This is a genomic window from Pseudomonas sp. F220 (assembly GCF_057813935.1).
Window position 1 is genome coordinate 292,455 of record NZ_JBVASJ010000001.1, and the last position, 20,978, is coordinate 313,432.

Consider the following 20,978-nt stretch of genomic DNA (forward strand, 5'->3'; position numbering starts at 1 on the left):
CCTGGCGAAGATACCTTTCCAGGCTCAACCGATAGGCTCGGCCTTGCGGGTCAACAACTCGACAAACGCCTTGGCCATCGGCGAGCTTTGATCCTTCCTCTGCACCAGCCACACCGCGGAAATCGCTTGCGGGTCGAGCAGCGGTCGATAGACCACTCCGTCGATGCGCATTCGTCGATAAGACGCTGGTAACACCGACACACCGAGCCCCGCTGCCACCAAACCGATGATGGTCATCGCCTCGCCGGCCTCTTGAGCGAAGTGTGGGCTGAAACCGGCATCACGCGCCAGGCTGAGCAGTTGCATATATAAACCGCTGCCATAGCTGCGCGGGAAAAACACAAAAGGCTCAAGGGCCAGTGCCGACAGGAACAAACCCTCCTCACTGCCGACCACCAGCGGATGCTTGGAGCTGAGCACCGCCACTAAAGGCTCGCGCATCAGCTCAACCATGCTCAACGAATCCGGCAGTGGCAGCGGTCGCATGATGCCGACCTGGATTGACTCATCGACCAGCGCATCTGCCACCCGCGTACTGCTCATTTCCCGCAGGTTCAGGTGCACCGCCGGGAAGCGCTGACGAAAAGCGAAAATCGCTTGTGGGATATTCGAGTTGAAGGGTGCCGACGAGGTGAAGCCGATCTTCAGTTCCCCCAGCTCTCCCAGTTGCGCGCGTCTGGCCACATCGGCGGCTTTGTCGACTTGCGCCAGCACCAGCCGCGCCTCTTCCAGAAACAGCCGCCCGGCTTCACTGAGCTCGACCCGACGATTGGTCCGTTCGAACAAGCGCGCGCCGACCTCTTGCTCCAGCGCCTGAATCTGCTGACTCAACGGCGGCTGGGAGATGCCCAGCACCTGCGCGGCGCGACCGAAATGCAGTTCTTCGGCGACGGCGATGAAGTAGCGCAGATGACGCAATTCCATGAAAACTCCATTAGGTCGTAAAACCTATCAAACAGGTCGAACAATATATTGGAAAGAATCATTAGCCAGCTATATGCTTTTTCCATTGCCTGACCGGCTGTGCCCCACCGAGGTCCCCCGTGAAAACTGCTGTTGCCCCGCTAGCCCACGATATGCCGCCTTCTGCGCGGGACGATGTGGTCGCTGAACTGAACGACATTTACATCGAAAAAGGCACGCCGATGTTCATGCGCACGGTGCTGGCGCTGTTTTCTGGCGGCTTTGCCACGTTCGCCTTGCTCTACTGCGTGCAGCCGATGATGCCGCTGCTGTCCCACGAGTTTTCCATCAACGCTGCGCAGAGCAGTTTGATCCTCTCGGTCGCCACCGGGATGCTCGCCATCGGCCTGCTGATCACCGGCCCGATTTCTGACCGCATCGGCCGCAAACCGGTGATGGTCGCGGCGCTGTTCGCCGCCGCGCTGTGCACAATTGCCAGCGCGATGATGCCCAGCTGGCAGGGCGTGTTGGTGATGCGCGCGCTGACCGGGTTGTCGTTGAGTGGACTGGCGGCGGTAGCCATGACGTACCTCAGTGAAGAAATTCATCCGCAGCACATCGGCCTGGCGATGGGTTTGTACATCGGTGGCAACGCGATTGGCGGGATGTGTGGACGCTTGATCACCGGCGTGTTGATCGACTTCGTCAGTTGGCACACTGCGATGCTGGTGATCGGTGGCCTGGCGCTGATAGCGGCAGCGGTGTTCTGGAAGATCTTGCCGGAATCGCGCAACTTCCGCGCCCGCTCGATGCACCCGCGCAGCCTGCTCGACGGCTTCACCATGCATTTTCGCGATGCCGGTTTGCCGTGGCTGTTCCTCGAAGGGTTCCTGCTGATGGGCGCCTTCGTGACGCTGTTCAACTACATCGGCTATCGCTTGCTGGCCGAGCCGTATCACATGAACCAGGCGTTCGTCGGTCTGCTCTCGGTGGTGTACCTGTCGGGGATCTACAGCTCAGCGAAAGTCGGTGCACTGGCCGACACATTCGGTCGTCGCAAAATGCTCTGGGGCACCATTGTGCTGATGTTGGTGGGCATTGCGCTGACCATGCTCACGCCCTTGCCGCTGGTGCTCATCGGCATGTTGCTGTTCACCTTCGGCTTCTTCGGCGCGCATTCGGTGGCCAGCAGCTGGATCGGCCGCCGCGCGACCACAGCCAAGGGCCAGGCCTCGTCGCTGTACCTGTTCAGCTACTACGCCGGGTCGAGCATCGCAGGGACCGCCGGGGGCCTGTTCTGGCATCTGGGCGGATGGAACGGGATCGGGTTGTTTATTGGTGGGTTGCTGGTGGTGGCGTTGCTGGTGGCGTTGAAACTGGCGAAGTTGCCGCCGCTCGGCGGTGTTAAGGCCTGATGCAAAACCCTGTGGGAGCGGGCTTGCTCGGGAAGGCGGTTGTACATTCAACATTGGTGTTGGCTGACCCACCGCTTTCGCGAGCAAGCCCGCTCCCATATTTTGACCGCGTACGATCTGATACCTCATACAAAAACGCCCGGCATTAGCCGGGCGTTTTTTATTGGGTCACGGTCACTCGTGATACTGCGCCGACAGCTCATGCACCGCGCGCAGGAAGGCGCCGGCGTGTTCCGGGTCGACTTCCGGGGTGATGCCGTGGCCGAGGTTAAACACGTGACCAGTGCCTTTGCCGTAGCTGGCGAGGATGCGACCGACTTCGGCGCGAATGGCTTCTGGTTTGGCGTAGAGCACGGTCGGGTCCATGTTGCCTTGCAGCGCGACTTTGCTGCCGACACGCTGGCGGGCTTCGCCGATGTCGCAGGTCCAGTCCAGGCCCAGAGCATCAGCGCCGACGTCGGCGATGCTTTCCAGCCACAGGCCGCCGTTTTTGGTGAAGAGGATCACCGGTACTTTGCGGCCCTCGTGTTCGCGGATCAGTCCACTGACGATTTTGCGCATGTAAGCCAGGGAGAATTCCTGGTACGCCGCGGCCGATAGATTGCCGCCCCAGGTGTCGAAGATCTGCACGGCTTGAGCGCCGGCCATGATCTGACCGTTGAGGTAAGACGTGACCGACTGCGCGAGCTTGTCCAGCAGCAGGTGCATGGCTTGCGGGTTGTCGTAGAGCATGGCTTTGGTCTTGCGGAAGTCTTTCGACGAGCCGCCTTCGACCATGTAGGTGGCCAGGGTCCAGGGACTGCCGGAGAAGCCGATCAAGGGCACGCGGCCGTTCAGTTCGCGGCGGATGGTGCTGACCGCGTCCATGACGTAGCCGAGGTCTTTGTGCGGATCCGGGATCGGCAGGGCCTCGATGTCGGCCAGGGTGCTGACGACTTTCTTGAAGCGCGGGCCTTCGCCGGTTTCGAAATACAGGCCTTGGCCCATGGCATCGGGAATGGTCAGGATGTCGGAGAAGAGGATTGCCGCATCCAGCTGTGGATAACGGTCGAGCGGCTGCATAGTGACTTCGCAGGCGAACTCCGGGTTCATGCACAGGCTCATGAAATCACCGGCCTTGGCGCGACTGGCGCGGTATTCAGGCAGGTAGCGACCGGCCTGACGCATCATCCACACGGGGGTGACGTCTACGGGTTGCTTGAGCAGGGCACGAAGGAAACGGTCGTTCTTCAGGGCAGTCATGTCGGCATCCGGAAAAAAAGTGCGGGCATTTTCTCAGAGCGCGACGCAAAAGGCACGGCAAGAGCCGTGCCTTTTGTCTATCGGGTCAATTTGTCGCGGTTGAATCACGGTTTTCGCAACACCCTGAAACCAATGTGGGAGCGAGCCTGCTCGCGAAGAGGCCGGCACATCCAACAGAGATGTTGGCTGGCAGACCGCTTTCGCGAGCAGGCTCGCTCCCACAGGGTTACTGCATTTCAGCTCAGGAGCGCGGATTAGACGCCCAGGTAATCCAGGATCCCTTCGGCGGCGTTTCTGCCTTCGAAGATTGCCGTCACCACCAAATCAGAACCGCGAACCATATCGCCACCGGCGAAGATTTTCGGATTGCTGGTCTGGTGTTTGAATTGGCCTTGTTCCGGGGCCACGACGCGGCCCTGGCTGTCGGTCTGGATGCTGAACTGCTCGAACCACTGCGCCGGGCTTGGACGGAAACCGAAAGCGATGACCACGGCATCAGCCGGGATGATCTCTTCGGAACCCGGAATCGGCTCAGGGGTACGGCGACCACGGGCGTCCGGTTCGCCGAGACGAGTCTCGACCACTTTCACGCCTTCGACCCGGTCTTCACCGACAATTGCAATTGGCTGGCGGTTGTAGAGGAATTTCACGCCCTCTTCCTTGGCGTTCTTCACCTCTTTGCGCGAACCCGGCATGTTCGCTTCGTCACGACGATAAGCACAGGTCACCGACTTGGAGCCCTGACGAATCGAAGTACGGTTACAGTCCATCGCCGTGTCACCGCCGCCGAGTACCACGACCTTCTTGCCTTTCATGTCGACGAAGTCTTCCGGCGACGTTTCAAAGCCCAGGTTGCGGTTGACGTTGGCAATCAGGTAGTCCAGCGCGTCGTACACGCCCGGCAAGTCTTCCCCGGCGAAGCCACCCTTCATGTAGGTATAGGTGCCCATGCCCATGAACACGGCATCGTACTCTTCGAGCAGGTGCTCGATGGTTACGTCTTTGCCGATTTCAGTGTTGAGGCGGAACTCGATGCCCATACCGGTGAAGACTTCGCGACGATTGCTCAGCACGGTCTTTTCCAGCTTGAATTCGGGGATGCCGAAAGTCAGCAAGCCACCGATTTCCGGGTTCTTGTCGAACACCACCGGGGTGACGCCGCCGCGCACCAGCACGTCGGCACAACCCAGACCCGCCGGGCCTGCACCGATTACCGCGACACGTTTGCCGGTCGGTTTGACCTTGGACATGTCCGGACGCCAGCCCATGGCGAACGCGGTGTCGGTGATGTACTTCTCCACCGAACCGATGGTCACCGCGCCGAAGCCGTCGTTGAGGGTGCAGGCACCCTCGCACAGACGATCCTGCGGACAGACCCGGCCGCAGACTTCCGGCAAGGTGTTGGTCTGGTGCGACAGCTCGGCGGCGGCGAGGATGTTGCCCTCGGCCACCAATTTGAGCCAGTTGGGAATGAAGTTGTGCACCGGGCACTTCCATTCACAGTACGGGTTACCACAACCCAGGCAGCGGTGGGCCTGATCGGCCGACTGCTGGGGTTTGAAGGGCTCATAGATTTCCACGAACTCTTTCTTGCGTTGACGCAACAGTTTCTTCTTCGGATCCTTGCGCCCGACCTCGATGAACTGGAAGTCATTATTCAGACGTTCAGCCATGTTAAAACCTCATCAAACTCTTCAGGCGCATATCACTGCGGGTTGGCACGGGTGCTGGAAAGCAACGATTTCAAATTGGCAGCCTTAGGCTTGACCAACCAGAACCGACGCAGATAGTCATCGAGGTTTTCGGCGAGGTTACGACCCCACTCGCTATTGGTTTCCTCGACGTATTCGTCCAGCACGCGTTGCAGGTGGCTGCGATAGGCTTCCATCGCTTCGCCGCTGATCCGCTGGATTTCCACCAGTTCGTGGTTGACCCGGTCAACGAAGGTGTTGTCCTGGTCCAGCACGTAGGCGAAACCGCCGGTCATGCCCGAGCCAAAGTTGTAGCCGGTCTTGCCCAGTACGCAGACGAAACCGCCGGTCATGTACTCGCAGCAGTGATCGCCAGTGCCTTCGACCACGGTGTGAGCACCGGAGTTACGCACCGCGAAACGCTCGCCCGCGGTACCGGCAGCGAACAGCTTGCCGCCAGTGGCGCCGTACAGGCAGGTGTTGCCGATAATGGCGCTGTCCTGAGTCTTGTAGGCGCTGCCGATCGGCGGAACGATGACCAGCTTGCCGCCCGTCATGCCTTTGCCGACGTAGTCGTTGGCGTCGCCTTCCAGGTACATGTTCAGACCACCAGCGTTCCACACCCCGAAGCTCTGACCGGCAGTGCCTTTGAAGCGGAAGGTGATCGGCGCCTTGGCCATACCCTGGTTGCCGTGGGCACGGGCGATTTCACCAGAGATCCGCGCGCCGATGGAACGGTCGCAGTTGCAGATATCCAGCGAGAAGTCAGCGCCACTCAGGTCGTTGATTGCCGAGGTGGCCATCTTGACCATTTGCTCGGCCAGCAGGCCTTTATCGAACGGAGGGTTACGCTCCACCTGGCAGAACTGTGGCTTGTCCGCCGGGATGTGATCGCTGCCCAGCAACGGAGTCAGGTCCAGATACTTCTGCTTGGTCGTCTGACCTTCGAGGATTTCCAGCAGATCGGTACGGCCGATCAGCTCTTCGAGGGAACGCACACCCAGCTTGGCCAGCCACTCACGGGTTTCTTCAGCGACGTAGGTGAAGAAGTTCACCACCATGTCGACGGTACCGATGTAGTGATCTTTGCGCAGTTTGTCGTTCTGAGTGGCTACGCCGGTGGCGCAGTTGTTCAGGTGGCAGATACGCAGGTATTTGCAGCCCAGCGCGATCATTGGTGCGGTGCCGAAGCCGAAGCTTTCAGCGCCGAGGATCGCCGCCTTGATCACGTCGAGGCCGGTTTTCAGGCCGCCATCAGTCTGCACCCGAACCTTGCCGCGCAGGTCGTTGCCGCGCAGGGTCTGGTGAGTTTCGGCCAGGCCGAGTTCCCACGGAGCGCCAGCGTATTTGATCGAAGTCAGCGGCGAAGCACCGGTGCCACCGTCATAGCCGGAGATGGTGATCAAGTCCGCGTAAGCCTTGGCCACACCGGCAGCGATGGTGCCGACGCCCGCTTCTGCTACCAGTTTCACCGAAACCAGCGCCTTGGGATTGACCTGTTTGAGGTCAAAAATCAGCTGCGACAAGTCTTCGATTGAATAGATGTCGTGGTGCGGCGGTGGCGAGATCAGGGTGACGCCAGGCACTGCATAACGCAGCTTGGCAATCAAACCGTTGACCTTGCCACCGGGCAGCTGGCCGCCTTCACCGGGCTTGGCGCCCTGAGCGACTTTGATCTGCAGCACTTCGGCGTTGACCAGGTATTCCGGAGTCACACCGAAGCGGCCGGTAGCCACTTGCTTGATTTTCGAGCTTTTGATGGTGCCGTAACGCGCAGGGTCTTCGCCGCCTTCACCGGAGTTGGAACGCGCACCCAGGCGGTTCATGGCTTCGGCCAGGGCTTCGTGAGCTTCCGGCGACAATGCGCCCAGGGAGATCCCGGCGGAGTCGAAACGCTTGAGAACCGATTCCAGCGGTTCGATTTCGCTGATATCCAGCGGCTGCTCAAGGGTTTTCACCTTGAACATGTCGCGGATCATCGAGATCGGACGGTTGTCCACCAGCGCGGTGTATTCCTTGAACTTGCTGTAGTCACCCTGCTGCACAGCGGCCTGCAAGGTGCTGACCACGTCCGGGTTGTAGGCGTGATATTCGCCGCCATGGACAAACTTCAGCAAACCACCCTGCTGGATTGGCTTGCGCGGGCTCCAGGCTTCTGCCGCCAGGGCTTTCTGCTCGGCTTCGAGGTCGACGAAACGCGCACCCTTGATGCGGCTCGGCACGCCACGGAAGCTCAGCTCGCACACTTCTTCGGACAGGCCGATGGCTTCGAACAGTTGAGCACCGCGGTACGAGGTGATGGTCGAGATACCCATCTTCGAGAGGATCTTGAGCAGACCTTTGGTGATGCCTTTGCGGTAGTTCTTGAACACCTCGTAGAGGTCGCCCAGCACTTCACCGGTACGAATCAAGTCGCCCAACACTTCGTAGGCCAGGAACGGATAGACCGCCGAGGCACCGAAGCCGATCAGCACGGCGAAATGGTGCGGATCGCGCGCGGTGGCGGTTTCGACCAGGATGTTGCTGTCGCAGCGCAGGCCTTTTTCGGTCAGGCGGTGGTGTACTGCGCCAGTAGCCAATGAAGCGTGCACCGGCAGTTTGCCCGGCGCGATATGGCGATCGGTCAGCACGATCTGGGTGCGACCGGTACGCACGGCTTCTTCAGCCTGGTCGGCGATATTGCGCACCGCCGCTTCAAGGCCGATGCTCTCGTCGTAATTGAGGTCAATGATCTGACGCTCGAAGCCCGGGCGATCCAGGTTCATCAACGAACGCCATTTGGCCGGGGAAATCACCGGCGAGCTGAGGATCACGCGCGAGGCATGCTCCGGCGACTCCTGGAAGATGTTGCGCTCGGCACCGAGGCAGATCTCCAGCGACATGACGATGGCTTCACGCAGCGGGTCGATCGGCGGGTTGGTGACCTGCGCGAACTGCTGACGGAAATAGTCGTACGGCGTACGTACACGCTGGGACAGCACAGCCATCGGCGTGTCGTCGCCCATGGAGCCGACCGCTTCGTAGCCTTGCTCACCCAATGGGCGCAATACCTGATCACGTTCTTCGAAGGTGACCTGGTACATCTTCATGTACTGCTTGAGCTGGTCAACGTCGTAGAAAGCCGAACCGTGGTCGTTGTCTTCCATAGTCGCCTGGATGCGCAGGGCATTCTTGCGCAACCATTGCTTGTACGGGTGACGGGACTTCAAACGGTTGTCGATGGAGTCGGTATCAAGGATCTGACCGGTCTCGGTATCCACCGCAAAGATTTGCCCCGGGCCTACACGGCCCTTGGCGATCACGTCTTCAGGCTGGTAGTTCCAGACGCCGATTTCCGAGGCCAGGGTGATGAAGCCATTTTTCGTGGTCACCCAGCGCGCCGGGCGCAGGCCGTTACGGTCGAGCAGGCAGACCGCGTAGCGGCCGTCGGTCATGACCACACCGGCCGGGCCATCCCACGGTTCCATGTGCATGGAGTTGTATTCGTAGAACGCGCGCAGATCGGCGTCCATGGTCTCGACGTTCTGCCACGCTGGCGGAATGATCATCCGCACGCCACGGAACAGGTCGATGCCGCCAGTGACCATCAGCTCGAGCATGTTGTCCATGCTCGAGGAGTCGGAACCGACACGGTTGACCAGCGGGCCGAGCTCTTCCAGATCGGGCATCAAATCGTTGGCGAACTTGGTGCGACGGGCCACGGCCCAGTTGCGGTTGCCGGTGATGGTGTTGATCTCGCCGTTGTGCGCGAGGAAGCGGAACGGCTGAGCCAGCGGCCATTTCGGCAGGGTGTTGGTGGAGAAGCGCTGGTGGAACACGCAGATCGCGGTTTGCAGGCGCTGGTCACTAAGGTCTGGATAGAAGGCGGTCAGATCCGCCGGCATCATCAGGCCTTTATAGATGATCGTCTTGTGGGAAAAGCTGCAGATGTAGTGATCGGTGTCTGCAGCGTTGGCCACGGACGAGCGACGACGGGAGCTGAACAGCTTGATGGCCATGTCCTGATCGCTCAGGCCAACACCGCCGATAAACACTTGCTCGATCTGCGGCAGACGCTCAAGGGCCAGACGGCCGAGTACGCTGGTATCGATTGGCACTTTGCGCCAGCCGACGAGCTGCAGGCCGGCGGCCAGGATCTCGCGGTTCATGTTCTCGCGAGCGGCTTCGGCGCGGACCGGGTCCTGATTGAAGAACACCATGCCCACAGCGTATTGCTTGGGCAGTTCGACGCCAAAGGTTTCCTGGGCGATGGCACGCAGGAACACATCCGGCTTTTGCATCAGCAGACCGCAACCGTCGCCGGTTTTGCCGTCAGCGTTGATCCCACCGCGGTGGGTCATGCAGGTCAGGGCCTCAATGGCCGTTTGCAACAGGGTATGACTGGGTTCGCCCTGCATATGGGCTATCAGGCCGAAACCGCAGTTATCCTTGAATTCATCTGGTTGGTACAGACCTGCTTTCATAGACACTTTCTCACCAGGCTGCCTCTTTTCGAGGCAAATTTCTTTTCAATTCAACCACTTACCATCCGCGCTGAACGTACGCCAGCTTTGCGGGGCAAAAGGGAGGTCATTGTACACACCGACACAGACGCTCACAAATTTGGCGACGAAATGTCGCAAATCTATGTCGCATTTATGAAAGGTTTAAAGCGATATGCTGTGCTAGTCAAAACTTTTTTAATTCTGACCGCTACGACTCAAAAACTACGGTGACGCAGACACCACAAAGCACGCGGCTTTGAAAGCAGCATGCGCCTGCGGAAAATTTTGAGGTGCCGGGAGAGGCGGCCTGGGTAAGGCCGCCGAATCTTCAGCGAGTTGTTGCCAGTTCCTGTTGGACGCTGGCGACAGAGCGAGGCCAAGGTTTACCAGCCTGAACCTTCGCTGGCAAGGCCTTGATAGCGGTAACGGCTGCATCGCGATTGGCAAAATTACCGTAAGTGATCACGTACAGCGGCTTGCCTTGCAGGGTTTTCTTGAAATAACGGTACTCGCCGCCCTGCTCTTTGACGAAATTTTGAGCAGTGGCTTCGGAGCTGGTGCCGAGGATCTGCACCACGAAGTTGCCTGGCGCTTGCCCGGCGTACCAGCTACCACCGGTAGCGGCTTTAGCCACGGCGACTGGCTTCTCGACAGGCTTGGTGACCGGGACTGGCTTGACCACGGGCGCCGGTGCAGGCTTGGCCACGGGCGCTGGCTTGGTGGTAGCGACCTGCGTCGGAGCAGGCGTTGGGCGTGTAGCCGGGGTCGGTGCCGGACCAGCCGAGAGGCCTGCAGGAGGCGCTGTGGTGGTCACAGTCGGGGGTGTTGCGCTAGAACCTGCAACCGGCACACCGTCGTCGCCTTCTTTGATGCGGCCAGTCGCTTCAGCCAATGGACCGCGCATGACCGGTTGCGACTGCCCAACCAACGGCAGAGGCATCGGCTGAGTATTACCGGCGAACTCGACTGCCGGGGCACCGCCGCTGTTCGGTTTTGGTGTTTGCCCCAATGGCAATTGCGCCTGTTCGTTGGCTGGCGCGCCAGTGGTCGGTGCTTTGCTACGACCTGGCATCAACCAGGCAGCTGCCACCGCCACCACGACGACGGCGGATATAGCCAATACGTGTTTCTTCGGCATATTGAACCCCATACTTGGACGCTTGACCGCTGAGCGGCTGGCAATCATGGCTTCGATCATTGCATCGCGAGCGACCTGGTTAATGGTGCCAGGCCACCCATCGGAGCTTTCATGAATATCAGAGATCTGATCCGCGGAGAAAAGTTCGATCCCCCGACCGGCGCCTTCGAGACGCTGAGCCAGATATTCGCGGGTTTCTTCTTCAGCGTAGGGCTGCAATTCGATGACGTGGAAACGTTCTTCCTCGGTGCTCAACTGCTCCAAACCTGCGATCAGCGAAGACTCGCCGAACAGGAACACATGCGGGCGACCTTCAGGAGCACCCGCGGCCAGCGCAAGCAGCGCCTCAAGCGCAGACTCGTCGAGTTGCTCGGCGTCATCCACCAGCAAATAGACTTCCTGGCCGGTCAGCGCGAGCTGCACCACCTGCGCCAGAATCGAGCCGATTTCAGCCTGGGCAACGTTCAGCGCCTGAGCTACCTGGCGCAGCACACCTGCCGCGTCGCCGGCGCCACGGGCGGAAACCACCACGCTTTGCACTGACTGTTTGTTGGTACTGGCCACCAACGCCTGACGCAGCAAGGTCTTACCACTGCCTTGCGGTCCGGTGACTACCAGTAGCAGCTGGCTGTAGCGGGCCAGGTGGTGCAATTGCCCCAACACCGGTTTGCGCTGGGCAGGGAAGAATTTGAAGCCAGGCACCCGTGGAGCGAAAGGGTCGTGACTCAACTGGTAATGGCCGAGGAAAGCCTCGTCGGCATGCAAACTAGTCATCGGGATCTTATTAACCTTTAAGCTGAGCCAAGGCGCGGTAATCCGCTCCCAGCGTGGCCTGTAAAACCTCTTTCGGATAATCGTCGGTCACTACGGCTTCGCCCATTCGGCGCAACAGCACCAGACGCATACGACCGTCGATCACTTTCTTGTCAATTGCCATGTGTTCGAGAAAATCTGCTTCGGTCATCTCCTCGGGAGGAATGACCGGTAACCCGGCACGCTGGAACAGGCGAATCCCGCGATCACGCTCTTGCGCGGTGATCCACCCCAGTCGCGTGGACATTTCCAGGGCCATCACGGTTCCGGCGGCGACCGCCTCACCATGCAGCCAGACACCATAGCCCATGTGAGTTTCGATGGCGTGGCCGAAGGTATGCCCCAAATTGAGGGTGGCGCGCACGCCGGTCTCACGTTCGTCAGCGCCAACCACAGCAGCCTTGGCCGCGCAGGAGCGTTCGATGGCAACGGTCAGGGCCACTTGGTCCAGAGCACGCAGTCGATCGACGTTTTCTTCGAGCCAGGTGAGGAAAGGTTCGTCGCAGATCAACCCGTATTTGATGACTTCCGCCAAGCCCGCAGACAGCTCGCGGGGAGGCAGTGTATTGAGCGTCGAGGTGTCAATCAGCACCACATTGGGCTGATAGAAAGCACCGACCATGTTCTTGCCCAGCGGATGATTGATCCCGGTTTTTCCACCCACTGACGAGTCGACTTGCGACAGCAGAGTGGTCGGCACCTGGATGAAATCGACGCCACGCTGATAGCAAGCGGCAGCAAAACCGGCCATGTCACCAACAACACCGCCGCCAAGGGCGATCACGGTGGTTCGGCGGTCATGCCGTGCGGTGAGCAAACCGTCGAAAATAGTCTGTAGGGTTTCCCAGTTCTTGAAGGCTTCGCCGTCGGGCAGCACCACGGAAATAACCGAAAACTGCGCGAGGCTGCGGGTCAGACGCTCGAGATAAAGCGGCGCAACGGTCTCGTTGGAGATAATTGCCACCTGCCGCCCGGCGATATGCGGTGCCAGCAGCTCAGGCTGGTCCAACAAACCTTCGCCAATATGAATCGGGTAGCTACGCTCGCCTAAATCGACCTTAAGTGTCTGCATGTGTCCCCACAGTGAAATGGAAGCTGGCGTCCCGCCCTGCATTAACGGCCGGCAACGCCTGGTTTTCTGACGCCCATCGATAGCCATGGGCCATGATTTATACCGTTCATGACCGGACGCCGAGGATAGCGCATTTCGCCTTGTGCATTAACGGGGAGGAAGCTGCTGCAAGCGTTCGAGAATATCCAGAACCACCATTCGCGGCGGCCGCTCATCGGTTTCCACCACCAGGTCGGCGATTTCCCTATAAAGCGGATCGCGAATCGCCAGCAGATCTCTGAGGGTTTTCGCCGGATCTGCGGTGCGCAATAGCGGACGGTTGCGATCGCGGGCGGTGCGACCGACCTGCTGCTCCACGGAGGCATGCAGATAAACCACCCGCCCACCGGCATGCAGCGCCTGACGATTGGCATCGCGCATCACTGCACCGCCGCCGGTCGCCAGCACTACCCCGTCAAAAGCGCAGAGCTCGGCAATCATCGCCTCTTCGCGATCACGAAAGCCTGGCTCTCCTTCTTTATCGAAGATCCACGGGATATTAGCGCCCGTGCGCAATTCAATTTCCTTATCGGAATCTTTGAACGGCAGGCGCAGCTCTTTGGCCAGCAAGCGACCAATGGTGCTTTTTCCAGCCCCCATTGGCCCAACAAGAATCAAATTTCGCACAGAATCAACGACTCACAGCAATCGCCTGGTTATTCATGATACGCGGAGTCAGGAATACCAGCAGCTCGGATTTTTTCTCCGAAACGACATCCCTTCGGAAAAGGCGGCCAAGATACGGCACATCTCCGAGAAATGGCACTTTATCTACAACCTTGCTTTGAGTATTTGAGAAAACGCCACCGATTACGATGGTCTCTCCGTCGTTGACCAGTACCTTGGCGTTGACTTCATTCTTCTTGATCGGCGGGACATCGTTGAGCTTGTTCAGATAGTCCGGCTCATCCTTGGTGACCTTGACCTCCATGATGATGCGATTGTCCGGAGTGATCTGTGGTGTCACTTCCAGCGACAACGACGCCTCCTTGAAGGACACCGAGGTTGCACCGCTGGAACTGGCTTCCTGATAAGGGATTTCCGTGCCTTTGAGGATCTTCGCGGTTTCCTTGTCGGAAGTGACCACTTTGGGCTGAGAGACAATTTCCCCGTTGCCGGTTTTCTCCATGGCCGTCAGCTCCAGGTCCAGCAACACGTTATCGGTAATGAAGGCGATGCCCAGTCCCGAGGTATTACCCACTGTGCCCATATCGACGAACGGCGAGTTGGTACTGGCGCTACCCGGCGTGCCAATGGTGGACGACGGAGTGGTTCCATTGCTGACGCCTGAAGTGTTCCAGTTGCCCTTGTTCTGGATCGAACCACCCCAACGCACACCGAGGCTTTTGTCGTAATCGACATTGGCTTCAACGATTCGCGCTTCGATCATCACCTGACGCACCGGGATATCTAGTTGGGCAACGATGCGACGCAACTCATCGAGGCGGTCCTGGGTCTGGTAGGCAATGATGTTGTTGGTCCGCTCATCAACGGTGATAGATCCACGCTCATCGATTTTCGCCTCGGCACTGGTGACCGACTGGAACAGCTTGGCGATGTCAGCGGCCTTGGCGTAGTTGACCTGCAATAGCTCACGCCGTAGTGGCGCCAGTTCGGCGATCTGCTTTTGCGACTCCAGCTCCTGGCGTTCGCGGGCGGCGATTTCATCCGCCGGAGCAATCAGCAGGACGTTGCCGATCTTGCGTTTGTCGAGACCTTTGGTTTTCAGCACCAGGTCCAGGGCCTGGTCCCATGGCACATTCTGCAAGCGTAAGGTGATACCGCCCTGCACCGTGTCACTGGCAACCAGATTAAGATTGGTGAAGTCGGCGATCAGTTGCAGCACCGAGCGCACATCGATGTCCTGAAAATTCAGCGACAGTTTTTCGCCGCTGTAGGCAAAGCGCTCGGCGTTACGCTTGTGCAAGTCATCGGTGGTCATCGGCCGAACACTGACGGTCAATTTGTTGTCGGTCTGATAAGTCGAGTAGTCGAAGGCACCACCGGGCTCGATGGTGATGCTGGCTTTATCGGAGGCAGCACTGGCGTTGACAAACTGCACCGGGGTGGCGAAATCCTTGACGTCCAGCCGGACTCGCAGCGGCTCGGGTAGTTGGGTTTTTGCGAAATTCAGGATGATCTTGCCATCGTGCTCCTGGATATCCGGGCTGATGCCAGGATCCGACAACTCAATGACGACGTTACCCTCTCCCAACTCTCCACGCTGGAAATCCACACCTCTGATGGCTTTACCCACTGGCGCAAACGCTTTGGCCCGTGCGGGCGTGGTCACTCGGGGCGCGCTCGACTGAGTCTTCTGCGCAACCGTCGCGCCCTGACCGACCACCACAAACAGATCGTGGCCCTCGACGCGCGTGCTATAGGGCGCCAGCGCCGTCAGATTGATGATCAGCCGAGTACGATCCTCGACCTCAACCACCGTCACGCTACGCGCATTGCCGGTGCCCACATCGCGATTCTTGCTCGCCAGTTGAGTGGTCACTCCCGGTAAGTCGAGGGCAATTCGTGCAGGTTGCTGGGTGGTATAGCCATGGGGGGCAGGAGGCGGCCCATCGAATGTCAACTTCAACTCGACGCGGTCCCCCGGCAGCGCGGCAACATCCAGCGCTTTGAGGTTGGCCGCTTGTACCATCGGTGACATCAGCGCTATCCATAGCGCAATACCGAGGGACGAAATAGTCCTGTTCATTTTTCGAGTTCCACTATGAGTGCACTTTCAAAGGGATGGTCCGCGGTCGCTCCAGCCAGGCACCCTCACCATCGGAAACGATTTCAACCACATCGACTTGCGAGTCACTGATGGCCACGATCCGGCCATCGTTGCGCCCCAGGTAATCGCCGACTTTCAACCGATGCACGCCGCCAGCACCTCGCAGCAAGGCGAAGGAGCCAGAGGCGTTGGAGATCGTGCCGACCATTTCAAACTGCTCGACATTGAAACCTTCGAGAAACTGCTTCGCCCGACTCAGGTCCGGCTTTACATTGCGCGATCCATGCTGTCGCCCCGCCAGATCTGCCCTGACCGGCGGTAAAAACGGGCTGCGCAAGGACGCGGCGCTGTACGTGAATGCTTGGTAAGACCTGAATGTCGGCGTAGGTTCAATCTTGCCGGGAGGTCGCAAACGCACCTCGTTCATATAGGCGTCCAGATCGCTGAAGTCGTAATCGCCGCCGCAGCCGGACAACCCAATCAGTACTACAACCATTGATATCCAGGCTGCTTTCATTTCTGCAGCCCCTTGTCGTTGTAGCGGTAGGTCTTGGCCAGGATGCTCATGCGCAGTTTCGAGCCAATGTCCGGCGTGACCGGTTTGATCTCGAAATCATGCAGGGTGACGATTCGCGGCAGGCCAGCCACGCCGCTGACGAAGGTCGCCAGATCATGGTAAGCACCGGTGACGGTGATCTGGATCGGTAACTCGATGTAGAACTGCTGAGCCACCTCAGGCAGCAGCTTGATCTCCTCGAACTCCAGCCCACTGCCCAACCCCGTGCGAGTGATGTCCTCCAACAGACCGGGCACCTCGGTATCACTGGGAAGCTGACGCAGCAGCATGCCGAAGGAGTTTTCCATGTCCTTCATCTGCTCGGTGTAACGCTCCAGATTCGCCGCCAAATGGGCCTTGCTCGCGAACTGCGCCTTCAAGGTGACTTCATCCGCACGCTGCTGATCGAACTTATCCTGAAGATCCTTGAGGTAGAAGCTGTAGCCCAGCGCCACTACCAAAACCATGAGCAAGGCGCCGACCATGGCTTTGACGGCAGCCGGCCATGCCCCCATGTTGTTCATGTCCAGATCGTTCAGATCGATCTTGCGCAGCCCCTCGAACCATTCAAGCGGAGTCATTTCGAGCCCTCCGCGGCGGCGGGCTGGGTCTGACGAACGGTCAACTGGAAGACGTTGGCCTGATCGACAGTACCCGCGGCATTTGCCTTGACCTCAGTCAGACTCGGCGCATCGAACCAGTCGGACGCGTCGAGGTTGCGCATCAAGTCTGAGACACGGTTGTTCGACGCAGCAGCTCCAGTGATGGAAAGGGTCTTGCCAGTCATATTCACTTCGGTGAAATACACCCCGTCCGGCAGCGTACGGGCCAGTTGGTCGAAGATTCGACCGCTGACCGGCCGATTGCCCTGCAAATCCTGGATGATCCTCATCCGCTCCACGAGTTGCTGGCGACGGGTCTTTAACTCACTGATCTGTTTGATCCGCTCATCAAGCAGAGCAATTTGCTGGCTGACATGGTTATTGCGGGCAGTTTGCCGGTCGATCTCGCCGCTGATGTATTGGTCAGTGATAAGCACCCCCCCTATCGCTGCCGCCAACACCCCCGCCAAGGCCATCAAAAATCGTTTGCGGCGTTCTTCGCGCAGCTCTTCGCGCCAAGGTAGAAGGTTAATTCGCGCCATCAGTCAAAACTCCTGAGAGCCAGACCGCAGGCAATCATCAAGGCTGGCGCATCGCTGGCCAACGCACCGGCGTTGACCTTGCTACCCAGCGTCATGTCGGCGAAAGGATTGGCCACCTGAGTGGGCGTACCGAGGCGCTGCTCGATCAGTCGATCCAGCCCCGTGATGGAAGCCGTACCGCCCGCCAACAGGATGTAATCGACCGAGCTGTACTGACCCGAAGCGAAGAAAAATTGCAGAGAGCGCGAGACCTGCTGGACCAGTGCGTCTTTGAATGGCTGCAGAACCTCACTGACGTAATCATCCGGCAAGCCTCCCTGTTTTTTTGCCAACCCCGCCTCTTCCATCGACAAGCCGTAGCGGCGCTGGATGTCCTCGGTCAATTGGCGCCCGCCGAATAGCTGCTCGCGGGTATAGATAATCCGCCCGTCATGCAGGACGCTCAGGGTGGTCATGGTTGCACCGATATCGACCACCGCCACCGTCAAACGGTCCTGAGGGCTGGCCAATTGCGCCGTGAGCAAACCGAACGAACGTTCCAGGGCATACGCCTCGACATCGACCACTCGGGCGGTCAGCCCGGCAAGGGCCAGGGCCGCTTCACGAACCTCGACGTTTTCCTTTCGGCAGGCCGCCAACAGCACTTCGACGCGCTCAGGATTGCGCGCAGAGTAACCCTGAACTTCAAAATCGATGGCGACTTCTTCGAGCGGGTAGGGAATGTACTGATCGGCTTCAATCTTCAGCTGGCTTTCCATGTCGTCATCAGAAAGCCCGGCGTCCATCTCGATGGTCTTGGTGATCACCGCCGACCCGGCGACCGCCACGGCCACGTTCCTGACACTGCTCTTAGCCTTGAGCAGCAGGCGTGACAACGCGTGCCCCACCCCTTCCAGATCGGCGATGTTCTTCTCGACCACGGCGTTTGCCGGCAGCGGTTCTACCGCGTACGCCTCCACCCGGTAGCGGTTTCCCGAGCGGCTTAGCTCGAGAAGCTTGACCGAGGTGGAGCTGATATCGATCCCCAGAAGCGTGTTGGCTTTTTTGTTGAAGAGTCCTAGCACTACCAATTCCCTATGACTATCCGTGAGTTACGGACTCTTTATTGTTCGATGCGTTCAATGACTGAGTCTTGACAGAAGCGCAAATGACGCTTGCTGCCGAAAAATGCTTATAATGCCCAGCGCTTTTTCGCTTTTTATCTCAATCGTGGGTTGATCCTGTTTACCGTGAATCTTCTGACGCCTAATTCATCCTCTTCTCTGGAAATCCAAAAGCCTTGATTCGTCTGCTGAAGTTTTTCGGGTGGTCTATCGTCGCTGTTTTCTGCGGACTGCTCCTCGGTCTGAGCGGCGCGTTTCTGTATCTTAGTCCTGGGTTGCCCTCGGTAGAGGCGCTGAGAAGTATCCAGTTGCAGATTCCTTTGCGGGTCTACAGCAGCGACGACAAGTTGATCGCAGAGTTCGGCGAAATGCGCCGCACACCGATCCGTTTCGCCGACATTCCCCCCAATTTCATTAATGCGTTACTTTCTGCTGAAGACGACAATTTCGCCAATCACTATGGCGTCGATCCCAGCAGCCTGATGCGTGCCGCCACTCAGCTGGTAAAAAGCGGACACATTCAGTCCGGCGGCAGCACCATCACCATGCAGGTCGCGAAGAACTTCTTCCTCTCCAGCGAACGCAGCTTCTCGCGCAAGACCACAGAAATCCTCCTGGCCTTGCAGATCGAACGTCAGTTGACCAAAGACGAGATCCTCGAGCTCTACGTCAACAAGATCTATTTGGGCAACCGCGCCTACGGGATCGAGGCGGCCTCGCAGGTCTATTACGGCAAGTCGATTCGTGACGCCAGCCTGGCACAAATGGCAATGATCGCCGGCCTGCCCAAGGCCCCTTCGCGCTTCAACCCCCTGGCCAACCCGGCACGCAGCAAGGAGCGTCGCGACTGGATTCTGGGGCGCATGTACAAGCTCGGAAAAATCGACGAGACGGCCTATCAGACGGCGCTGGCCGAACCACTCAACGCCAGCTACCACGTACCGACGCCAGAAGTTAATGCGCCGTACATCGCTGAAATGGCTCGAGCCGAAATGGTTGGCCGTTATGGCAGCGATGCCTACACCGAAGGCTTCCGCGTCACCACCACGGTGCCGAGCAACCTGCAGGAAATGGCCAACACTGCCGTCCATGAAGGCCTGATCACCTACGATCAACGCCACGGCTACCGCGGCCCCGAGTCCCGCCTGCCGGGCAAGACTCATGAAGCCTGGGTCCTGGAACTGACCAAGCAGCGTCCGATCAGCGGGCTTGATCCAGCCATCGTCACTCAAATCGAGAAGAACGGTGTGCAGGTCCTGACCCGCACTGGCGAAGAACATGTCAGTTGGGACAGCATGAAATGGGCCCGACCATACCTGAACACCAACAGCATGGGCCCCAATCCGAAGCAGCCGTCGGATGTTGCCCAGGTCGGCGACCTGATCCGCGTGCAACGTCAGGCGGACAACTCGCTGAAATTCAGCCAGATCCCGGTCGCCCAGGGTGCACTGGTCTCCCTTGATCCGCAGAACGGTGCAATCCGCTCGCTGGTTGGTGGCTTCGCTTTCGAGCAAAGCAACTACAACCGAGCGATGCAGGCCAAGCGCCAACCGGGCTCGAGCTTCAAGCCGTTCGTCTATAGCGCCGCGCTGGACAATGGTTACACCCCGGCGACCCTGGTGAATGACGCACCGATCGTGTTCGTCGATGAATACCTGGACAAGGTCTGGCGCCCGAAGAACGACACCAACACGTTCCTCGGTCCGATCCGTATGCGCGAAGCCTTATACAAGTCGCGCAACCTGGTTTCGATCCGTCTACTGCAAGCCCTGGGCGTCGACCGCACCATTGATTACATCAGCAAGTTCGGCTTCAACAAGCAGGACCTGCCGCGCAACCTGTCCCTGGCATTGGGCACTGCAACGCTGACACCGATGGAAATCGCCACGGGGTGGAGCACGTTCGCCAACGGCGGTTACAAGATCACTCCGTACATCATCGACAAGATCGATAGCCGCAACGGTGACAACCTGTTCACTGCCAACCCGCCAAGCGTACCGACTGGCAACGCTGCCAGCAGCGGGATTGCGGCTCCGGTAGCCGACACCTTTACCGTCAACCCAACGTCGACGTCCGGAGACGCTTCCGTAGCGCAAACAGCGGTGCAAACGCCAGCGGTAGCTGAACGCATTATCGACGGTCGCACTACCTACATCCTCAACAGCATGCTGGAAGACGTGATCAAGCTTGGCACCGGGCGTCGCGCCCTGGCACTGGGCCGCACCGATCTGGCCGGCAAGACCGGGACCACCAACGAATCCAAGGATGCCTGGTTCTCCGGCTACAACGCCGATTACGTGACCACGGTCTGGACCGGTTTCGATCAGCCGGAAAGCCTTGGCCGTCGTGAGTTCGGCGGTACCGTCGCACTGCCGATCTGGATGAGCTACATGGGCGCCGCCCTCAAGGGCAAACCGGCTCACACCCAGAGCGAGCCGGAAGGCATCCTCAGCCTGCGGGTCGACCCGATCAGCGGCCGTGCAGCCACACCGGGCACGCCGAATGCCTACTTCGAGCTATTCAAGAGCGAAGACACCCCACCTTCGGTCAACGAACTGGGTAACGGCAGGGCACCGGGCAGCCCATTGCCAGCGGATGAAGCAGCACCAATCGATTTGTTCTGAGCATTGCGGCCGCTGCGCGGCCT

The 20,978-nt window shown here is 59.1% G+C and carries 14 protein-coding genes; 2 read left to right on the top strand and 12 right to left on the bottom strand.

Going from position 1 to position 20,978, the window contains the following annotated elements; all coding sequences use genetic code 11:
• Positions 1 to 24 precede the first annotated feature (24 nt).
• A complete protein-coding gene (locus tag ACZYSM_RS01260) occupies positions 25 to 924 on the bottom strand; it encodes a LysR family transcriptional regulator (protein ID WP_489068066.1) in 900 nt (299 codons plus the stop codon).
• Positions 925 to 1,076: 152 nt separating this feature from the next.
• On the opposite strand from ACZYSM_RS01260, the gene ACZYSM_RS01265 reads away from it, so the two are divergent.
• A complete protein-coding gene (locus tag ACZYSM_RS01265; RefSeq protein ID WP_489068277.1) occupies positions 1,077 to 2,318 on the top strand; it encodes an MFS transporter in 1,242 nt (413 codons plus the stop codon).
• Positions 2,319 to 2,492: 174 nt separating this feature from the next.
• On the opposite strand, the gene hemE is transcribed toward ACZYSM_RS01265, so the two are convergent.
• The 11 genes from hemE to ACZYSM_RS01320 all read right to left on the bottom strand — a co-directional run bounded on the left by hemE (position 2,493) and on the right by ACZYSM_RS01320 (position 18,292).
• Positions 2,493 to 3,560, bottom strand: coding sequence for a uroporphyrinogen decarboxylase (gene hemE, locus ACZYSM_RS01270; RefSeq protein WP_489068068.1), 1,068 nt, complete (start codon positions 3,558 to 3,560; stop codon positions 2,493 to 2,495).
• Between the two features lie 254 nt (positions 3,561 to 3,814).
• Entirely contained in the window at positions 3,815 to 5,233 is a 1,419-nt protein-coding gene (locus tag ACZYSM_RS01275; RefSeq protein ID WP_489068070.1) for an FAD-dependent oxidoreductase, read from the bottom strand.
• 32 nt (positions 5,234 to 5,265) lie between these two features.
• Positions 5,266 to 9,714 (bottom strand): glutamate synthase large subunit, encoded by a 4,449-nt coding sequence (gltB, locus tag ACZYSM_RS01280; RefSeq protein WP_489068072.1) that lies wholly within the window; start codon positions 9,712 to 9,714, stop codon positions 5,266 to 5,268.
• Between the two features lie 349 nt (positions 9,715 to 10,063).
• Positions 10,064 to 11,647 carry an SPOR domain-containing protein gene (locus ACZYSM_RS01285; protein ID WP_489068074.1) on the bottom strand — a complete coding sequence of 528 codons (1,584 nt, stop codon included), beginning with the start codon at positions 11,645 to 11,647 and terminating at the stop codon, positions 10,064 to 10,066.
• Between the two features lie 10 nt (positions 11,648 to 11,657).
• On the bottom strand, positions 11,658 to 12,758 hold the full coding sequence (gene aroB / locus ACZYSM_RS01290) for a 3-dehydroquinate synthase (protein ID WP_489068076.1): 1,101 nt from the start codon (positions 12,756 to 12,758) through the stop codon (positions 11,658 to 11,660).
• Between the two features lie 147 nt (positions 12,759 to 12,905).
• Positions 12,906 to 13,424, bottom strand: a complete 519-nt coding sequence (gene aroK, locus ACZYSM_RS01295; protein ID WP_489068078.1) for a shikimate kinase AroK — start codon at positions 13,422 to 13,424, stop codon at positions 12,906 to 12,908.
• Between the two features lie 4 nt (positions 13,425 to 13,428).
• Positions 13,429 to 15,507 carry a type IV pilus secretin PilQ gene (locus ACZYSM_RS01300; RefSeq protein ID WP_489068080.1) on the bottom strand — a complete coding sequence of 693 codons (2,079 nt, stop codon included), beginning with the start codon at positions 15,505 to 15,507 and terminating at the stop codon, positions 13,429 to 13,431.
• Between the two features lie 13 nt (positions 15,508 to 15,520).
• Positions 15,521 to 16,045 (bottom strand): pilus assembly protein PilP, encoded by a 525-nt coding sequence (locus ACZYSM_RS01305; protein ID WP_489068082.1) that lies wholly within the window; start codon positions 16,043 to 16,045, stop codon positions 15,521 to 15,523.
• On the bottom strand, positions 16,042 to 16,665 hold the full coding sequence (gene pilO / locus ACZYSM_RS01310; RefSeq protein WP_489068084.1) for a type 4a pilus biogenesis protein PilO: 624 nt from the start codon (positions 16,663 to 16,665) through the stop codon (positions 16,042 to 16,044). Before pilO ends, ACZYSM_RS01305 begins: the two co-directional genes overlap by 4 nt.
• Complete coding sequence (locus tag ACZYSM_RS01315) at positions 16,662 to 17,228, bottom strand: PilN domain-containing protein (protein ID WP_489068086.1); 567 nt, start codon at positions 17,226 to 17,228, stop codon at positions 16,662 to 16,664. Before ACZYSM_RS01315 ends, pilO begins: the two co-directional genes overlap by 4 nt.
• Positions 17,228 to 18,292 carry a pilus assembly protein PilM gene (locus ACZYSM_RS01320; protein ID WP_489068088.1) on the bottom strand — a complete coding sequence of 355 codons (1,065 nt, stop codon included), beginning with the start codon at positions 18,290 to 18,292 and terminating at the stop codon, positions 17,228 to 17,230. Before ACZYSM_RS01320 ends, ACZYSM_RS01315 begins: the two co-directional genes overlap by 1 nt.
• Positions 18,293 to 18,510: 218 nt before the next feature.
• On the opposite strand from ACZYSM_RS01320, the gene ACZYSM_RS01325 reads away from it, so the two are divergent.
• Positions 18,511 to 20,955, top strand: coding sequence for a penicillin-binding protein 1A (locus ACZYSM_RS01325; protein ID WP_489068279.1), 2,445 nt, complete (start codon positions 18,511 to 18,513; stop codon positions 20,953 to 20,955).
• Positions 20,956 to 20,978: the final 23 nt, after the last annotated feature.

Coding starts and splice junctions, on each gene's coding strand:
- ACZYSM_RS01300 (WP_489068080.1), bottom strand. CDS start 15,507: ATGAACAGGACTATTTCGTCCCTCGGTATTGCGCTATGGATAGCGCTG.
- gltB (WP_489068072.1), bottom strand. CDS start 9,714: ATGAAAGCAGGTCTGTACCAACCAGATGAATTCAAGGATAACTGCGGT.
- pilO (WP_489068084.1), bottom strand. CDS start 16,665: ATGACTCCGCTTGAATGGTTCGAGGGGCTGCGCAAGATCGATCTGAAC.
- aroB (WP_489068076.1), bottom strand. CDS start 12,758: ATGCAGACACTTAAGGTCGATTTAGGCGAGCGTAGCTACCCGATTCAT.
- ACZYSM_RS01305 (WP_489068082.1), bottom strand. CDS start 16,045: ATGAAAGCAGCCTGGATATCAATGGTTGTAGTACTGATTGGGTTGTCC.
- ACZYSM_RS01260 (WP_489068066.1), bottom strand. CDS start 924: ATGGAATTGCGTCATCTGCGCTACTTCATCGCCGTCGCCGAAGAACTG.
- ACZYSM_RS01275 (WP_489068070.1), bottom strand. CDS start 5,233: ATGGCTGAACGTCTGAATAATGACTTCCAGTTCATCGAGGTCGGGCGC.
- hemE (WP_489068068.1), bottom strand. CDS start 3,560: ATGACTGCCCTGAAGAACGACCGTTTCCTTCGTGCCCTGCTCAAGCAA.
- ACZYSM_RS01285 (WP_489068074.1), bottom strand. CDS start 11,647: ATGACTAGTTTGCATGCCGACGAGGCTTTCCTCGGCCATTACCAGTTG.
- ACZYSM_RS01315 (WP_489068086.1), bottom strand. CDS start 17,228: ATGGCGCGAATTAACCTTCTACCTTGGCGCGAAGAGCTGCGCGAAGAA.
- ACZYSM_RS01265 (WP_489068277.1), top strand. CDS start 1,077: ATGCCGCCTTCTGCGCGGGACGATGTGGTCGCTGAACTGAACGACATT.